Below are 17,075 nucleotides of genomic sequence, written 5' to 3' on the forward strand. Positions count from 1 at the left end.
ATCAATGGGGCCAATCTGTCCTGCCACTGAAATTCATCCTTATTTCCCATCTGTCGACGGCTGATCGCCGGATGCCTTTTCGTCGGTCGTATCGCCGGTTTCCTGATCCGTGTTTCCTTGCCCAGGATTTGCGGTCAAGACAAACGACCCGCCGGCCGCATTGACTTTATCAATCTGGCTAATGACCAGCTTTTTGCCCAGCTTCACGGTTACGGTGCTGGTGTATTCGTCCGTCAACGTATTACCGGAACCGGGTGCACTTGTAGTTCCCGTTGTTCCGGCACTGTCCGTTACTCCCCCGGTGTCACTGTTACTGATGTCTCCGCTGCCTGAAGCTGTACCGTCTTTTCCGCCGGCAGTGCCAGTCGATGCATCCGATGGATCGGCAGCCTTGTCAGACGACTGACCGGCGTCCGCTCCCCCACCGTTCGAGTCCGTTCCCGCCGTTCCATCCGCGGCGTTCGTCTTCCCGGAAGACCCGCCGGTATCCGCCTGTCCGTCCTTCGTCGCATCCGTATCGGACCCGCCAGGCGTTTCGCCGGTCTGGCCGCCTTCCGTCGCATCCGTGCCTGACGTTCCTGCCGAATCGGTGGTCTGCCCGTCGGTTGCCTTGCTGCCTGCCGTATCTCCGGACGTGGAATCCGTTCCCCCGGCCGAATCCGCCGCGCACTGGCTGACCGTCTGCGGATCAATCGCCTCAAACAGGATGTTACCGTCCTTGTCCAGGACGGTCACTTCGCCCGCTTTGAAATTCCGGCACGCCTCCGGCTGCTTGAAGTGGAAAGTTAGCTCCGTCAGTTCCCCTTGCTCCCCATCCTTAACCTGCTCCGCCGTAAGCAGCGGAATTTCCGTTGCCGTCTCCGTCGCCGGAGGCTGGGAAGCGACCGGCGGTTTCGTGACGTCTACCGGGTCCGCCTTCCGGTCAAAGGCACCGTTCGCCTGCAGCGTCAGCATCGTGACGCCTGCCGCAATCACGATGACCAGCAGCACCGAGCTGAGCATGATCGATTTGCGGTTGTTTCTGAAAAACTTCATCCACGATGGCGCCAGTTCCGACCGTGCCCGGGCGTAAGCCGGCTGAAGTGCCGGTGGAGCGGAGTCAAAGTATCTTTTCACCTTGTCTTTGTTTCGGAACGCGCCCGGGTCATTTCTTTTCATAAACGACACGATCGCCGCGGCATACGCAGGAACCAGGCCGCGCGGACGCACAAACAGCGGCTGGTCTGCCGACCATTGGATGTACTCATACACCGTCTCCGGGCTGTCTCCGTATTTATACACGAAATCCAGCAAGGATCCGTAATCCACCGCTCCGGTCTCCACGTCCTGACAGAAGGCCAGAGTAATCCACTCGAACACCTCCGGCTTCACTTCCCGCTGCAGCCAGCCGCGGCCGATATACTGCACCTGGTCCCTCTCCGCAAAGGACAGTCCGTCCAGCACGTCCTCCCTTTTCGGATGGTCCGTACCGAACCATTGATAGAGCGCCAGCATGACGTTCGCTTTGGAGCGGATGCGGGCATCGAATCGGGATACCCACGATCTTAATTCCTTCGGCTCCCGCAGAAATCCAATATCCAGCAGCTGCTCTCTCGAAAGACGCTCCAAATCCAGATCCTTCAGCAAAAAGAGATTGGCCGCATACACCAGCCGGTCGACAAACCGCGACCCGCCTTCGATTTGGCCCAGTCCGCGGCCCGGATCCCGCTCGAGATCGTCCAACTGGTCCATCACCGCATTCACGGCGCGGACCGGATCGGACTCCCGGCCCAGCTTGTCCATCAGCTGCGTTTCCGCAAGCTTGGTGAACACCGCGTTCTCCAGCACGATCGGGTGATTCTGCACCCAGGCGCCGGCGAGCTCGACCAGATCGCTGGCTGTCGCTGCCTGCTTCAGCCTGTTTTCTATGTAAGGCTCGAACAGCAGGGCGGGCAGCCCTGGGCTGCTCAGCACACGGGCGAAGAAAGTGCGGCTCAAGGCCGGTGTGCTCTCCAGCATGCCGTACGCGGCTTGCGCAATATCCTCACGCTGCTGCGACAGCGCATTGTTGATCGTACGGATGAAATACTCCACGATGCGCAGGCCAAAATTTTTGCCGTCGACGGCATAGTAATCCTTGATGCTTTCGATGATGTCCGTTCCGGGCACCTCGCCCAGCTTCACCCGATCCAGCTCCTTGTCAAAACGCGTCAAGAACAGCTGATTCAGCCGGGCTTTGGCATGAATTGCCCCAGGTGTGGACAGATAATCAAGGATGCAGCGAAGCACCGTGCCGGGTTGCGCCGTATACAGCTCTTCCCGTCCCTGATCGATCTGGTACAGCACGCAAAGCTCATGGTAGCCCGCAACCGAAATCCGCCGGATCGGCTCCATGCCCTCCATCATTTGGTCGGCAAAAGCATAAAAATCCTCCAACCGTTCCGGATTCCGCAGATTCGCCCAGGCAAAATCCAGATACGGCTGCTTGGACAAGTCCAAGTCCACGTTGATGACGCGGCCCGCCGCCAGCTCAAACAAATAATCCTTCTCTACGCTGCGGTCACCGAGGCGCAGGCCCCCTTTTTCCACGAAGTTCAGGTGGATGCCCTTTTTGCTCTGCGGCTCTTTGGCATACGTCAGAAAACCAATCTCGCTGCGCAGCGCGTAAGGCAGGCTGCCGTACAGCACATGCAGCAGTTCGCGCGCCTTGACGGACAACTGCTCCACCGGAACGTCCAAGACGATGTATACCTTCTTTTTGCCCGATACCGACGACATGGCTGCAAACAGCAGCTGTTTGAACACCTTCTCGTCAATATGCAGCTCTTCCAGGAGCGCCATGACCTCGGCCGCCGCTAGATTCTGCCCGTCTTTCGCCACCGGCAAATCCCCCAGTTCGGGGAGGTCCGGGCCCAGCTCAATGTCGTAATGATCGGCAAACTGGGCGTTCAGCAGCCTGCGGTAATCTGTACCCGTCTGCTCCATCCAACCCGGTGGGAGTACATAGTTATGGGTAAAAAAGGCGCTGCGCAGCCCGGTAAAATCCGCCGGCTGGTACACGCTTCGCCCTAGAACCGTTTCCCCGGTCTCGGCCCGAAACAGATGCAGGGCATCCGGATAAGCGTCTGCTTCCTTCTCGCTCCGTGCGGTCAGCTCCGCCGGTGCGTCGTATTGGCAGAACGGATGCAGCACCTTTTTAATAAAACCATGCTCCAGCCCCAGCGATCTGGCGATCGTATCAAACCCTTCGGTAGAGCGGAAAATCCCGCGCCGTTCGCGGGTATACATTTGCTGCTGAACCTTTTTGGGAGTGAAATCAGGCACTAGTCTTCTCTCCCCTCAATGTATTTCAGCTTGTACAGCAGCCAGATAAAGGGCTCATCCACCCGGATTGGGCTGACCACGCTCTGCAGCTTCTGCCCCACCGGATTGCTGCCCAGCGCAGACACCGCGAAATAAGCCGTATTGGAAAAGTACACGTCCATCGTCCCCTTAAACGGCCGATCGACCTTTTCGATGAAGCGGCGGATTTCTCCGTCGATATTTTCGAACTCGGTCAGATTCAAATATTTGCGGTGCACCATGTTGTTAAAAATGTTGCTGTTCGGCTTCACGTACTCGCCGTCCTCATCCTTCAGCGAGTGGAGCATATCGCTCTTGGTCAGGACCACCGCTGTCGGTATATCGGTTTTGCCCTTGTCCTCGTAGGCGATAAAGTCGCCGAACAGGGTCAATACCACGTCCCGCGGCTCATCGTACTGCGACACCCATTCCCCCGGCTGGTCGCCTAAATTCAGGCGGATCTTCTCGCGGATCGAGCGGATCTGCAGCGGATCGATCATGAACAGGATGCCAGCGGAGTTTTTGATGTGCTGCCCGTGCAGGCCGAGGTAATCCTCGTCGACCATGCCCTCGCCGGCCACGTCGAAGAACACCAGCGTGAGTGGCGGTTTCGTCTCGTCCTTGAATACGAATTGGAAAATAAACGGCTCCTGCATCTTCTCCTTCTGCGTGGAAGCAAGCAGGTCCCCTCGTTCAAACAGCGGCTCCTCGTACATCGTGCGGAACTTGCGGCTGATCTCCGCATTCAGCGGCATACAGGCCGCATTGAAATGGTCCGCCGTCATATGCTGAAGTGTATGGATCAGCGAGGTCATATACACCGACTTGCCGACCTGCGAGGCGCCGATGATCGAGATGATGTTGCTCGGTACTTTGCCCGCCGTTACCGGAAGTTCGTTATGGCACTTCGGGCACAGCCGTCTGCGCGTGACCACCCCGTAGCGGTCGTTCAGCCCGATCAGCACGTGATCGGAGTAGATCTGATGCTCCTCGGGAATGTCCCGCGGATAGAGGATCGCCTCCATGTCGTACACCGAATCCAGGCCGAAGCGTTCCCGGTAGCGGTTCAGCTCCTCATCCTCGCGGAGCGCGTAATCCTCGTCGTCTTCCCGATGGTGGGCAGCGCGGAACACGACCTCCTCCGGCGAAAATTTGCTGAAGCAGTACGGACATACGATATCGTAAAACAATGGCCGGGGCTCCGGTTCCGGCTTCCTCTTGAACCTGTCAAAAATGCCCATGATGCTGTCGTTCCCCCTTTCCCGTACTTCTATGTTCAATAGCTGGCTCAAAGAGCCGCTAGTAATCTCATTGTAAGCTGGCTCGAAGAGCCGCTGATGACCTTTCGTGAGCTGGCTCGAAGAGCCGCTGATGCCTTATCGTAAGCCGGCTCGAAGAGCCGCTGATGCTCTTTCGTGAGCTGGCTCGTAAGAGCCGCTGATATCTCTCGTTTTGCGGAAGCAAAACATCGAGAAAAGCTTCCTCGAACCGTGGCAGAGAAGCTAAAGCCCGCTCCGATGCCGGATCATTCTTCCGATCGCTGTTGCCTCCAAATTTCCTGATTTGATTAACCCTATTAAAGGTGGAAATTCCGAGGCAAAGGCGACCGCTGCCGCTTCTCCAAAATGATTCCGTCCTCTCCGCTGGGTCATCTCCGGCAGCATTTTTATCCCTGGGCCTCGCTCTGCTTATGCCCTATGGAGTTCTGTTACTTTGGTATTCAGCCGTTCAGGCCAGCCTGCCCTTAGCGCTATGATGGTCCAGGTTGCAAATTCTAATCTCTGCTCATTAAGTTCCAAGCCCTAATCTTTAAGCTCACTCTTAGGCTCTAAGCTCTTTCTCTCTAAGCATTTCTAGCACTTCTCTCGAAGCACTGCTCCCTTAATGTATACGTCCTGCTCATCTATTCGTTCTGGTCATCTATTATTTCTGCTAATCTATTTGTTCTGCAAATCTAACGTTTAACTCTACCTCGAACCTTCAAACTCCATTCTGCAACTTTACAGGTCAATTCCGCAAGCTTTCGCACTTTTGGTCCTGTAATTCGCCCCTCAAAGCTAGTAATCCGCCCTTGAATCCAATTCCGTTCACTCTAACCCTTAATTTCACTAGTTTAATAGTTCATATGTTTAATCTCTATATTTTATCGCACATTCCTGCCCACAAGGTAGCACCGTACGGCATGCCCCGGATCCCTGAATCGGCTTGCACCTGCCATCTTCGAGCTATCCAGCTTCTGCCTTCTCCTCTGAGTCTGCCCACAATGCTCCCAGCCAAGCGAACATAGAGCACCCTGAGTCCGCCAACAAACGCTCCCTGCCATGTCGATATGGAGCCCCCTGAGTCCGCCAACAAACGCTCCCTGCCATGTCGATATGAAGCATCCTGAGTCCACCCACAAATTGCCCCTTGCCATGTCGATATGGAACATCCTGAGTCTACCCACAAATTGCCCCCTGCCAAGCGGAATATATGGACCGGAGAGTTTACGTGCTTCCTTTGAAATCGTGTTATTCCCTTCCTATCTCATCAAAATAACACGATTGCAACAGAAGCCGGAGGGGCATATATGGAGCGACCCAACAGAAGCCGCAGGGGCATATATGGAGCGACCCTAGCGTCCCTGCACCAACTCGAACAGCTGCCCGTACTTCTTCCCGTCCGTAAAAAACAGGCGCACGTAGTCGTTTTTGCCCACCTCGATGGCGGGCAGCACGTTTTTCCCCGCCGCGAAATCCATGACGAACGGATACACCGTTCCGTCTTCCTTGTGGGCGGGGTAGCTCCCCTGCTTCTTGACATAGCAGAGCGCTTCCTTCGGGATCGGGACCTCGGTCGTCACCCGAATTTCCACGGTCTTGAACTTCTGCAGCCATCCGCCCTTCTCGCGGATGGAGACGGTCACGCGGGCTCTGCCTGTGCTGAAGACGGCACGATTGGCCCCGTCAGGCTGGCGGAACAGGACGGCATCGCCTTGTTCCGTTACCGAAGCATAGACGGTGTAGATGACGCGTCCGACGCCCTCGATCCGGTCGTGATAACCATTGTTCGCTTTATATTCGTTTCGGGTATACAGCCTCAGCTTGTCGGAAGGCGAATCGGACGGAGCCGAAGCTCCGCCCTCTCCCGCGTCTTCCGCAAGAATGTCAAAAGCTCTGCCGATGTACACGGCCTGAATCCCCTCCGGCCACTGCCAACGGAGGGTGCAGCGGCCCTCGTCCAGCTGGTGGGACAAGCCGCGGATGACCGGGTCGCCCGGCTGTGCATCGATAAACCGCATAAGTCATGCGCCTCCCTGCTTAGAATCCTCTGCTCGTGTTGTCTTTCTGGCGCCGATCGAAGCCGGACTGCGTCCGTCCGGCCTGGCCCGGACGCTGAAGACCGGCCGCAAGCTTGCCGTTCTCCTTCACCGGAATGACGCCGGTGAACAAAGCGAGCACGCCGGCCAGGATCAGGCACGACAGCAGGCGGACCATCTCGTCGCCAACGGTGTGGCCCGACAGGCCGAACTCGAGCACGGCTCCGGCGATCAGGCCGGACACCACGCCGCCAATACCAAAGCTGCGGGCCAAATACCGGTTGTCGAAGATCAGGCCGAGGGACAAGCCGATCGCCCCGCCGATGATGGCGATGAAAGCGATGTGCAGCATCCGGTAATAGATGCTGTCCTGCGTCGGGCCGGTCCGCTCGGTCAGAAGCGTCCTGTCGCCTACGTCTTCATAGATTTGCTGGAAGACCGGCGACAGGTCGCCTGCATTGGACACGTCGTAATACTGCCCGCCCGTCTCCCGGGCAATGTCCTGCAGCAGCTGCGCCCCATCCGCCTGAACCAGGCTGAGCCCGATCGTGTTGACGGCGATTTGGCGCTGCTTGTACGCTGCGAGGGCGCTGTTCAGGTCGACATCGCTGATGCCGTCCGACAGCAGGATAACCATCGTGTTCCGGCTGGCGTCATTCGTTTCCTCGATATGCTTCATCGTATCCGCCAGCGCCAGGCTGATGTTCGTTCCCCCGTCGGTTGCCTCAAGCCCGTCAATTTCGGAGATGACCTTATGTTTGGCATCCTTATTTTTGACCTTCATAAACGGCTGCAGCAGGGTCGTCTGGTCGTTAAAGACCATCACCGCTACCCGGTTGTCACTGTCCATCCGGTTGATCAGGTTTTTGGCTGCCGTGTAGCGGTCGTTGTCCGGGTCAGTCTCCCCCATGCTTCCGGAGTTGTCGATGACCAAAGCAATGTCCTTGACCGGCTTCGCATGACCGGGATTGATTTCATAGACGAACTCCAAAACCAAACCAAGCACGAAGACCAGCACCAGTGTGGCCGGCACGAGCAGTTTCCAGGAAGTCCCCATATACCGCTGTCTCCAGGACGGCCCATTCAGGCGGGGTGACATCATCTCCGCGATCAGGCACCCGGTGCCGATGCAGAGAGCCAGTATTCCCAAATATAATCCAATGGCCACGATTCGCGGAAGATCGCTGCCCCACACGTGCAGCACGACCTCTCCGATGACGTAGCCGGCCGCGCCGCCAATCAGGCTGAGGAGCAGCAGAAGCAGATTGATTTTACGCTGCATGATACCATGCTTCCTTTCTTAAGTGGCACCCGGGCTCTTACCGCAGCTCCGGCAGCTGCCCGGGGTCCACACCGTGAAATTCGTAGCCGTTCTGGACGTACGTCTCATAGTAGGCTTTGCCGTTGCGGTAATACATTAAGTCCTCCAGATGGAATCCGCCCATCAGGTTCAGCTTCTCGACGCCGCTGCTGCGCTTCTCGTGCACGACCCCGAGCTTGTAGATGCGCGAGGTCTCGTCTGCCCCCAGGGCATACCGGACGAATTCGCTGCTGGCATCGCCAAAGAAATACTTTTCCTCATAGCGGTGCTCCTGCGTGTAGTCGAACAGCCGCACGTTAATGACCGCATGCTCCTCAAGGGTTCGGTACAGCATCTTGAACAGGTCTTCCTTCGACAGCACCTGCTTGTTGCTGTAATCGATCGTTACGTTGGCCCGGCGCAGCAATTCATCCTCAAAGGTCTGATCAAAAGGCTCCGCCGTCAGCAAATCACGCGCCACGACAGCAATGAGCCTCTCCAGCAGTTTGTCGGTCCCTGCAGCTGCCAATGCGGACAGGTTCCCGACATAACGGTCCTCGAAAAAGATAAACGGCCCCCTCTTCGCCTCCAGGTCGCGCATGATGTCTTCGGTCACGAGTCCGTAATACTCCATAATGTTCTGCCCGATATAATCGTCGGCAGCCCGAATGCTCTGCTGCGCAGAGGCATGCAGCTCACCCTCCAGCTGTTCCAGCCGCTGCGCCTGCCGTTTGTAGTGGCCGTGCAGACGCTCCAGCTCCGCCTCATAGCGGCGGTACAGCTTCAGCTCAGTCTCCAGAAGCAGCAATTCCAGCTTGCGCTGATAGATGGTCTCCAGAAAATAGCGGATAAAGCTCCGCACATTATGCTTGTCCATCAGCAGCCGTTTTGGAAAAGGCAGGTTCCCCACCTGCTCGCCGTAATACCGGTCGAGCTCGGCCCGGTCAGCCTCCAGCTGGCCGGCCATATCGCGGATCCGGGCCCGCAGCGCCTCCAGCACACCGCCTGCCCCGTCTTTCCCGCCGGTCCATGCCGCAATGTGGAACACGCTGATCTCCGGATGCTCCGCCATCTGCTGCCGGATGACGGAATCCAGCTCTTCCGCCCCGTCCAGACGGCCCAGCGCTTCGCTTGCCTCCTGCTCATAGTTGGCTTGAAAATACCGCCGGCATCCGTCACCGAACAGCGCCTCCTCCGCTTCCCGTACGGACATGCCTTTCAGCGAAGCGAAGCCGACCGGCCGGGTCATCATGCCGTTCATTTCCTCGATCCGGCTGCCGTCCGGCACCACATGGTCCGCTCGCGACGAAACCGCCGCCGGATCCAGCCCGAAGAATGCCAGGCGTTCCTTGATACCGAGCTCTCTTCCTGTCTTCATCCGCAGCAGCAGCTGGCTGTAGAAATGGTACAGCACCGTCAGGGCAATCGGCTGGTTCGGCCGCTTGACCCTGGAGAAACCGGCGGAGACATAGCCCGGCCGGCCGGACTCCGTCATGATGTTATTTTTGAAGGAGGTATTGTTATAGCTTCCTGCCTGACCGTCGACCTGATGCTCCTTCTGCTTGCGGTTCTTCAGCAGACCGAGGTGGCAGATGATCTCATAGTTGTCCTGCATGCCGCCAGGATCGGCGATGCCGCGCTCGTTTTTGTCCGACAGCACGTACACCAGATCGAAGAGCGGCGAAGCCGGATGCGTCACCGGAATGGACAGTCCATCCTCCGTGACGTGCAGCGGCGCGGAGAACGTGTACTCGGGGCGCTGTATCATGTCGAGCTCCCGCAGAAAAGCCATCCCTGCCGAGCTGGCGTATCCGAACGACTCCAGCTGCTCCCGTTCGCTGATCAGCGCGTACAGGTCCATCTGAACCGACTTGAAGGACTGGCTGAAGATCGACTGGGCCAGCAGCGAAATTTCCGGTATGAACACATTAAGCGGGTCGTCGACCCGCGTAATGACAGAGAGATGGATCCGGTCGAATGAGGAATACATCCGGCCGTAGCCCGCAATATGAGACTCTAGCCGGCGGATCGCCTTATTCAGCTCGAACAACTGCTTTTCGTTCCGGTAGAACGCCCGGTACAGCTCTTTGCGTATCGTTTTGGGATCACCCGGCACAGCGGAGTCGTCCAACAGAAAGCGGCTCAGCAAGGAACCGCCGTCTTCGGAGCGCACTTCGCCGAACCCGTACCCTTTGGCTTCAAACCGTCCATTCGCATGACTTTCCTGGGAGGCCGTGGACGCCAAAGTGCCGTGGGTCTCGTCTGAAGCGGCGGCCCCCCGGTCGCTGCCGGATGCCGTGCCGACATGGAAATACGTCACTCCGGCGCTGTTATCCCACTTTTGCCGGTGGATCTTCATGATCGGCCCGATGGCGTCCGCCGTCTTGTCGCCGATAAACAGAAGCACCGCCGGGTAATGGATGCTGCTCTGGTCGTCTCCCTTACCCGTCAGGCTCTCCTGGGCCGCGGCATAGCTGGATGCAAACCGCTCTAAAATGCCGTTCATCGCCTACTTCAGCCTTCTGCGGATATCGTTCAGCTTGGAAGAAATCTGTCTGTAGAACTGATAGCGGTCTTCCCCGTCCGCCAGCTCCACCTTCTCGTATTCGAGACGGTCGCGGGCTTCCAGGAAGGTCGCCGACAGCTCCTCCAGCTTGGTGAGCAGCGGGGTGATATCCTCCGAAGCGGTCAGCTCGGCATCCCGGCGGGACGATTTGCGCAGCAGGGTGCTGCGGCTTTTCTCATCCAGCCCGCGGAAATGCTTGAACACTTCGTATTCGACGTAATTGACGCTTTTCAGCAGATTGGCGAACGGCTGCCATGCTTCTTCTTCCGGGTCGCGGTCGTAGACGTACAAGGCGCCCTTCTTGCAGATCGTACCGGTGTACATCGCTTCGATAAACTGGTCCAGCCATTTCTCCTCATCCTGATGCTGGCTGATGATGTCTTCCAGCTCGGCAGCCTTGGCGGCAATGGCTGTATATTTGGCCAATTCGGCCCGTACCCGGGCGATGAGCTCCGGCGAACGGATCAGGTTCTCCTTGGCCAGCTCCTCATTGATCGAGCCAAAGATATCCTTCGATCCTTCCCGCTCCAGGCCCTCGCTCAAGTAACGCTTCAGCTCGGTCAGCGCCCGCTTCACTTCGCCAAGATTCGGCTTGGCGGCATTCAGCTGCATGTCGTACGCGCGCAGCGCAAACTCCACGTCAAACGGCTTCGTAAACACCACCGCGTAGCGGTTGCTGGTGTTCTGGTCGGCATCCTTCAGCTGAACCACCTTCAGCTGCAGCGCCTGGTCGAATTCGGTGCGGACACGGGCGTTATAGCTCTGCACCCGCGGGTTTACGTAGGTCTCGCCCCACGATTTTTCCGGAATCGGCGAAGGCAGGTACGTCCAGTTCACACGATCGGTCTGCACCAGGTGGCGGCCGATGCCTTCTTTGTCCAGAATCGTGCGTTCGTAGCTTTCTTCGTACACCTTAAGCGGCGTATACACAAACAGCGGCACGCCATTTTTCGTATTCAGCCAGAAGATCCGGTTCTTCACTTCGCTCTCTTTGACGGTAAAATGCGATTTGCCCACCGAATTGTTCTGATAATTGCGGATCCCCTTCAGGATGCTCGGCGCCTGCACCGGCACGGAGACAAAGCCCCAGGACGGGAAGTACAGATTGCCTGCGCTGTTGCTCAAGTGGAAAACCGGCACGGCCTCTTCGTCCAGCTTGCTGGCGATGTTCCGCTCCACAAACTTCTCGATCGACTCCTCCTGGCCGAACTTCATGATCAGGAAGTCTTCCATCGAGCGGGTAATGAGGTCGCCGAACTTGTCGGTCAGAAACTCCGAAATGGAGCTGACCACGTCGATCTCCTGCTCGCGAATCCAGCGATTGGAATGGTCCAGCAGCTCCTGCGCAAAGTCGCGGATCAGATCGTCAACATCCTTCTGCTCCATCATGCGGTTAATGACCTTCGAGATGTCGGGCACGCTGACCAGATTCCAGTAGTAAGTTTTGTTGCCCTTGTGATCCTGCTGCTCCTCCCCGTTCAGGAGAATGTCTCCGTTTTTGGCGAAAATGGAGTTCAGCGCGTTCAAAATTTCGGTATATACGTTATAAATACGGTTGTTTTCCTTGTTCAGCAGATCATACAGATCCTCGTAGAACTCGATCATCTGCTCGGTACGCTCTACGTCCGCCATCAGCCAATATTCGTTGATTTTGGCCTCGATGTAGACGTTTTTCTTCTTTTCTTTGGATACGAAGGCGCTCTTTGCATCGCCCAGACGCTCATCCGCCTGCTCCCGGGCCACCTCGATATCCCGCGGAATGCGGGTCAGGTTCTCGCGCAGCGTCTCAATATAGGAGAGCAGCATTTTGAGCAGGCTGAACCCCTTCTCTGTGTAGATCAGGCGAGACACGTAGAACGGCCCTTGCTGCGGGTGCAGGAACATGCGGCGGATCTGGTCGCTGAACTGCGCCACGATTTCGCCTGGCAGCTGCTTCTTCGCCTTGATATATTCCTCACGGGCCCGCGCCAGGAAATTTTGTTCCAGCTCGGTGTCCATGTTGATGACCTGATTTTTAACAACGTTCGTGTAGCTCAAGCGCTCGCTGTTCTGGTAGCCGGGCAGCGGCTCCGGCACGCGCGATTCAAACGTCTTCACCATCGTGTCGAGATCGACGCCAAGCTTGCGGGCGAACTTCTCCACGTCTTCCTGATTCGGCGCTTTTTCGAACATCGTCTCCATTTTGCCGAAAAGGCGGTACGCCAGGAACGTCGTCATTTCCTCAATCGGAAGCACGGCCGACGAGGCGCCGATGATGTTGTAATCGTAGTTGGCCGGATACGCCTTGTTCATTTGGGCGATATTCGTGCGGATGTTGCTGATATAGTCGTGAATGGCGAATTCTTCGCCCGATTGCTTTTCCTCGCTCGCCATGAAGTTCGTAATGTTCTCGGCGGTGACGTTCATGCAGTAATCATAGGCATTTTCCAGCAGCTTGCCTTCCGTGTTGGTCGCCGAAATCAGATGGCACAGGTTAAACGGCGGCAGCGGCGAGTTGACCGTCAGAATGTTGCCGTACTGCTGTTTGAACCGCTCCCCGCGCGCATCCACGTTCATCCAGTAGTCGAGCTCTTTGAGGGCCGCATAACCGTTCTTCTTGATGTACTCACGCGTATGTTCGCTAAGGCTCTTGTTCGCCAGGTTGATATCCGGCGTGAACAGATAACCGAGCGTGTTGACCCGGTCGATCCCGGCGGAGCCATGGTCGCGCTCGATAATGCCGCGGACGATATAGGCGATGTCCAGGAAGCAGCCGCTTCCGGTACCGCCGGAGAGGCCGGTCAGCAGGAACACCATCAGCTTCTTGTTGGTGCCTACAGAGAGCGTCTTGATCTTCTTGTCGATGGCCTGCACGACCTGGTTAATCTTCGTGAAGAGCAGCAAGCGTCCCGCCTGGCGGACGCCCGCCGCTCCGTTCATGCCGTCGGTGATGCTGAGCTCGGGCGACAGCCAGTCCGTAATGTACGGCTCCAAAATGCTGCGGTTCTGCAGCAGTCCGCCGATCTCGGCGTTCGACAGCAGCACGAATTCGTTGATCGGATCGAGGCCCACGCCTTTGTAGCGCTTGTTCCGGTCCTGCTCGTTCGTTTCAAAAGCCAGGAACTCGACGTTGTCCGGCTTGTCCATTTTCTTCTTGGAGAGCGGATCCTCCGGCAGCTTAAAGCGCCGGTTGATCTGGTATTTCAGACGCAGCAGCGCATCGATGCCGGTGCCTCCGAGGCCGATGATCAGAATCGGGTTGTCAATCGTATCCACCCGGATTTTTTCGCTGACGATACCGCCTCCCAGCGACACGTCCAGCTGCTGTATATGTTCTCTAACGACCGGTTTCATAAATTCCCCTCCTGGAAAAGGTGCACGGATATGAATAACCCGTTACACCAAATATTCAAATTGTATCGTTTTGTCAATCTGCTGCAGAGACACACTCAGGCGGTCTCCGCTCTTCAGCTCCACGCCGGCGGAAGCATCCAGCACGCGGCCGGACCGCTCAATCGTGCAAGGCGAAGCATTTTTCAGCACCAGGCGGTCGTTCTTGCCCGGCGTAAACATGATCTTGTCGGTTTCCTTCAGTTCCGGCGCCAGCTGCAGCAGCTGGTGCAGGTTGAACTTGCCCCGGAATGAGGTCAGCTTCTTATATTGCGGGTACGTCTTCTCCCCGGTGTTCTCGTCGCGGATCTCGATGACCATCTGCCCGACAAAGCCCCGATTCGCCTTCTTCACGGCATTTAAAATGAAATACGCCGCGGCCGCGATGATCAGAAGGGCAATAACCCCGATCACGACGAGCATCGTAGGGAACGGTTTATCCTTGGACGCTCCTGAAGCAGCTGTCCCGGCCCCCGTGCCCGCAGCCGCCGGCTTGGCGCTGACGGTAACCGGCTGGGTTTCGCGGTAGAAGCTTTGGTCTTCCGCACGCACCTTCAGTTCGTACTGGTGCTTATCGGTAATTTTATAAGAACCCTCGAAATGGTCTCCTTGGTTCGTCAGCTTAACTTCCTCGGTCTTGCCCGTATCGAGGTCCTTCACCAGAAGCTTGGCGGCCATGCTGCCATACAGCGCCTGATCCTGAAGCTTCTGGCCGCTGCTGACCAGATACGACTTGATCTCTATCGTGTCACCCGGCTTCACCGATTTGGACGGCAGCGGATCCATCGTCAGGTCCAAATCATAGTTAAAGACGAGATTGATGTCGATTTTGTCCTTCGGAACGCCCTTCACCTGGAGCTTCCAGTCGCCCTGCTTAGGCTTCAGCAGCTTGATCAGGGAGTACGTCTTCGACTTGGAGCTCAGCACGTTCGCCGAAGGAATGGTTTGTGCCGTCCCGGCAGGATCGGTTAATTTCACGTCAACCGGGCTTCCGGACATCATCGAAATGTTCGCTTCCAGCACGTTCGCATTCGGAACGCTGATGGTCACTTCCTGATAGCTGCCGTTCGCGGTGATCGACTGCACCGGAACGATCTTCAGCTTCTGGTGGCTGGCGAAAATTTCGCTCAAAATTTGCGGCAAATCATCCGCCGAGCTGGTGGAGAACGATTTGGCCCCGGTCTGGCTGGCCAGATCCGCCAGGGCGGCCTTGTTCAGCTTGCCGTCGGCATTCAGCCCGATCGTATAGATCGGAATGCCTGCCTGCTTCGCCTCCTGCACGGCGGCGCTCAGCTGCTGGTCGGCCTGCTGCTCCGTCTTGCCCGATTTCGGGTCAAGCTCATTGTTGCCGTCCGCCAGGACGACGATCATCGGCTCGTGGCTCTTGTCCATGCCCTGTTTCAGCACCTTCACCGCTTCATCCACGCCGACCGAAATGTCGGTATAGGCGCCGCGGTCAAGCTGGTCGATGAACTGCTTCAGATCTTCCTTGTCCGCCGCAGACTGGATTTCAAGCAGCGCCTTCTCCCGCTGGATCTTGTCCGTATAGGAGACGATTCCGACCTTGTCCCCTTGGGCGGACAGCATGTCGATGAACATCTTCATCGCCTCGCCGCTGATCCGGTTGGGATCGCTAGCCTTCATCGAATTACTGGCATCCATCACCAGTACAGCGTCAATCTGGGATGACGGCTGCCCGGCAGCCGATACCGCGGGCAGGAAGCCGCACCATGACACAAGCAGCAGCACCCCCGCCAGCAGGCACAGCGTCCATTTATTTTTTAAATGCATAGCGTTTCTCCTTCACAACATTAGTCTTCGGTTTCCAATATTCGAGGCCAGTATTCCGCAAAATTCGACCTTTCCAAGCCGTAAGAGTGCCATTATTAACTCTAGGCAAAAAGTCTTAAATATTCCTTAAGAAACGATAAAAAAACGTGAAGCGACGTTTCTAGTTTCATTCCATATTCAGTAGAAACTTCCATGCCGAGCGCTAAAATATCCCAATCTATAACATTATGATATAATTATACCTGCCAAAGTTCAATGTTTACAGGAGCTCCGCGGATTGTAGGCATTAGGACCTAACTATTAACTTGCATAATTATCCATCCGATAGAAAGGAATATTGATATGATTGCTTACGGATGTCTCGCCGTTTTGTTTCTTTTTGTTTTGATCAAATCCGTCAATTATTTCAGACGTCAGAAGAACGCGCCGCTTCCGGAAGAGCTGGACGAAACGCTGCTCACCATTGCCAACCCGGGAGACCGCCATGGTTAAAAAGAAGCCGGTACGTCTGCGCCCTTATTATAGAACGAGATATGCCTATCAAAAGTTAAGAGTTTGCAAACATTGCCATCATTTTACCGTCCTGTGGGAAGACACTTGCGCCAACTGCGGCCGTCACGCGCTGATCCCAGTCATGGACCAGGCGGCGATTAACGCCAAGCGGTCGATGCAGACGGAAAGGCTTTCCGCCCTTCTGCTGACGCTGGTGGCCGTGCTGCTAAGCCAGACATTCCTGCAGATTGCCGTCTGCCTGGGCGGGGGCCTCCTGCTGACGGTGCTGCTGTGGCTGCTCCAGCGGCGCATGCTGCCGTCCGAGACGCGCCGCCAGCTGGACAAGCTGCTCCACGGCAGCCAGCGCCTGATCCTGGAAGGCATCTATTTGAATCTGTCGACCGCCTCGGCCGCCATTAAGGATGACGAGCAGATCGGGTACGAGATTCTGCGGGAGATTGCCACCATCGTGCATAACGACCGGATCCGGCTGCAGCAAATCGTGCTGCTCCAGTCGTTCGTGCTGCGCAAAGACATGGATCTCGAGCTAGAGCCGCTGCTGATCGAGGACTTCGATTCCGATCTGGCCGCTTATATCGGCGAAATCGCCAAGGTCAAACGCGAGCTGATCAAGGCCAGCGCCATTCGTTATCTGCTCATTCATGAGCGTTACATCCTGCAAATGAAGCAGGGTGCCAGCATTATGACGGCTGCGGCCGGCGCCGCTGTACGGATGAAGAAGTACGTGGATATGTATCCTGATTTCATCCGGCGCTACGCGCGCGGTCTGCCGCGGGAGCGGTTTTTGCGCCTGTACCAGATCGTGCGGCGCAATCCGGACCAGTCCTGGGACGGCTTACGCGACGAGGTATCCGCCATTTATAATGAAAAGTACCGCTGGGACCCGGATTTTCAAAAATGGGAATAAAGAGGCCATA

9 protein-coding genes are annotated in these 17,075 nt (G+C 56.6%); 2 read left to right on the plus strand and 7 right to left on the minus strand.

Going from position 1 to position 17,075, the window contains the following annotated elements:
* Nucleotides 1-39 precede the first annotated feature (39 nt).
* From MKY74_RS02065 to MKY74_RS02095, 7 genes are all read right to left on the minus strand, one after another.
* On the minus strand, nt 40-3,303 hold the full coding sequence (locus MKY74_RS02065) for a GAP1-N2 domain-containing protein (RefSeq protein WP_076172998.1): 3,264 nt from the start codon (nt 3,301-3,303) through the stop codon (nt 40-42).
* A complete protein-coding gene (locus tag MKY74_RS02070; RefSeq protein WP_076172999.1) occupies nt 3,303-4,562 on the minus strand; it encodes a hypothetical protein in 1,260 nt (419 codons plus the stop codon). The genes MKY74_RS02065 and MKY74_RS02070 overlap by 1 nt, the downstream gene beginning before the upstream one ends.
* A 1,373-nt stretch (nt 4,563-5,935) precedes the next feature.
* Nucleotides 5,936-6,601 (minus strand): beta-mannanase, encoded by a 666-nt coding sequence (locus MKY74_RS02075; RefSeq protein WP_076173000.1) that lies wholly within the window; start codon nt 6,599-6,601, stop codon nt 5,936-5,938.
* Nucleotides 6,602-6,620: 19 nt separating this feature from the next.
* Nucleotides 6,621-7,901, minus strand: coding sequence for a vWA domain-containing protein (locus MKY74_RS02080; RefSeq protein ID WP_076173001.1), 1,281 nt, complete (start codon nt 7,899-7,901; stop codon nt 6,621-6,623).
* 37 nt (nt 7,902-7,938) lie between these two features.
* On the minus strand, nt 7,939-10,425 hold the full coding sequence (locus tag MKY74_RS02085; RefSeq protein WP_076173002.1) for a transcription initiation factor TFIID: 2,487 nt from the start codon (nt 10,423-10,425) through the stop codon (nt 7,939-7,941).
* Between the two features lie 3 nt (nt 10,426-10,428).
* The gene (locus tag MKY74_RS02090; RefSeq protein ID WP_076173003.1) at nt 10,429-13,818 is read right to left on the minus strand and encodes a tubulin-like doman-containing protein; all 3,390 of its coding nucleotides are present in this window, start codon (nt 13,816-13,818) and stop codon (nt 10,429-10,431) included.
* 42 nt (nt 13,819-13,860) lie between these two features.
* The gene (locus tag MKY74_RS02095; RefSeq protein WP_076173004.1) at nt 13,861-15,645 is read right to left on the minus strand and encodes a vWA domain-containing protein; all 1,785 of its coding nucleotides are present in this window, start codon (nt 15,643-15,645) and stop codon (nt 13,861-13,863) included.
* Nucleotides 15,646-15,987: 342 nt separating this feature from the next.
* On the opposite strand from MKY74_RS02095, the gene MKY74_RS02100 reads away from it, so the two are divergent.
* Both MKY74_RS02100 and MKY74_RS02105 read left to right on the plus strand, forming a co-directional pair.
* Nucleotides 15,988-16,137, plus strand: a complete 150-nt coding sequence (locus tag MKY74_RS02100; protein WP_167372896.1) for a hypothetical protein — start codon at nt 15,988-15,990, stop codon at nt 16,135-16,137.
* Entirely contained in the window at nt 16,130-17,065 is a 936-nt protein-coding gene (locus MKY74_RS02105) for a hypothetical protein (RefSeq protein WP_076173005.1), read from the plus strand. Before MKY74_RS02100 ends, MKY74_RS02105 begins: the two co-directional genes overlap by 8 nt.
* Nucleotides 17,066-17,075: the final 10 nt, after the last annotated feature.

The sequence above is a fragment of the Paenibacillus sp. FSL R5-0378 genome (assembly GCF_038009285.1).
In the GTDB taxonomy this organism is placed as follows: domain Bacteria; phylum Bacillota; class Bacilli; order Paenibacillales; family Paenibacillaceae; genus Paenibacillus_AQ; species Paenibacillus_AQ favisporus.

Bases quoted from the DNA above. Each gene is read 5' to 3' on its own strand.
- MKY74_RS02085 (WP_076173002.1), bottom strand. From the start codon at position 10,425: ATGAACGGCATTTTAGAGCGGTTTGCATCCAGCTATGCCGCGGCCCAG.
- MKY74_RS02100 (WP_167372896.1), top strand. From the start codon at position 15,988: ATGATTGCTTACGGATGTCTCGCCGTTTTGTTTCTTTTTGTTTTGATC.
- MKY74_RS02105 (WP_076173005.1), top strand. From the start codon at position 16,130: ATGGTTAAAAAGAAGCCGGTACGTCTGCGCCCTTATTATAGAACGAGA.
- MKY74_RS02075 (WP_076173000.1), bottom strand. From the start codon at position 6,601: ATGCGGTTTATCGATGCACAGCCGGGCGACCCGGTCATCCGCGGCTTG.
- MKY74_RS02070 (WP_076172999.1), bottom strand. From the start codon at position 4,562: ATGGGCATTTTTGACAGGTTCAAGAGGAAGCCGGAACCGGAGCCCCGG.
- MKY74_RS02090 (WP_076173003.1), bottom strand. From the start codon at position 13,818: ATGAAACCGGTCGTTAGAGAACATATACAGCAGCTGGACGTGTCGCTG.
- MKY74_RS02080 (WP_076173001.1), bottom strand. From the start codon at position 7,901: ATGCAGCGTAAAATCAATCTGCTTCTGCTGCTCCTCAGCCTGATTGGC.
- MKY74_RS02095 (WP_076173004.1), bottom strand. From the start codon at position 15,645: ATGCATTTAAAAAATAAATGGACGCTGTGCCTGCTGGCGGGGGTGCTG.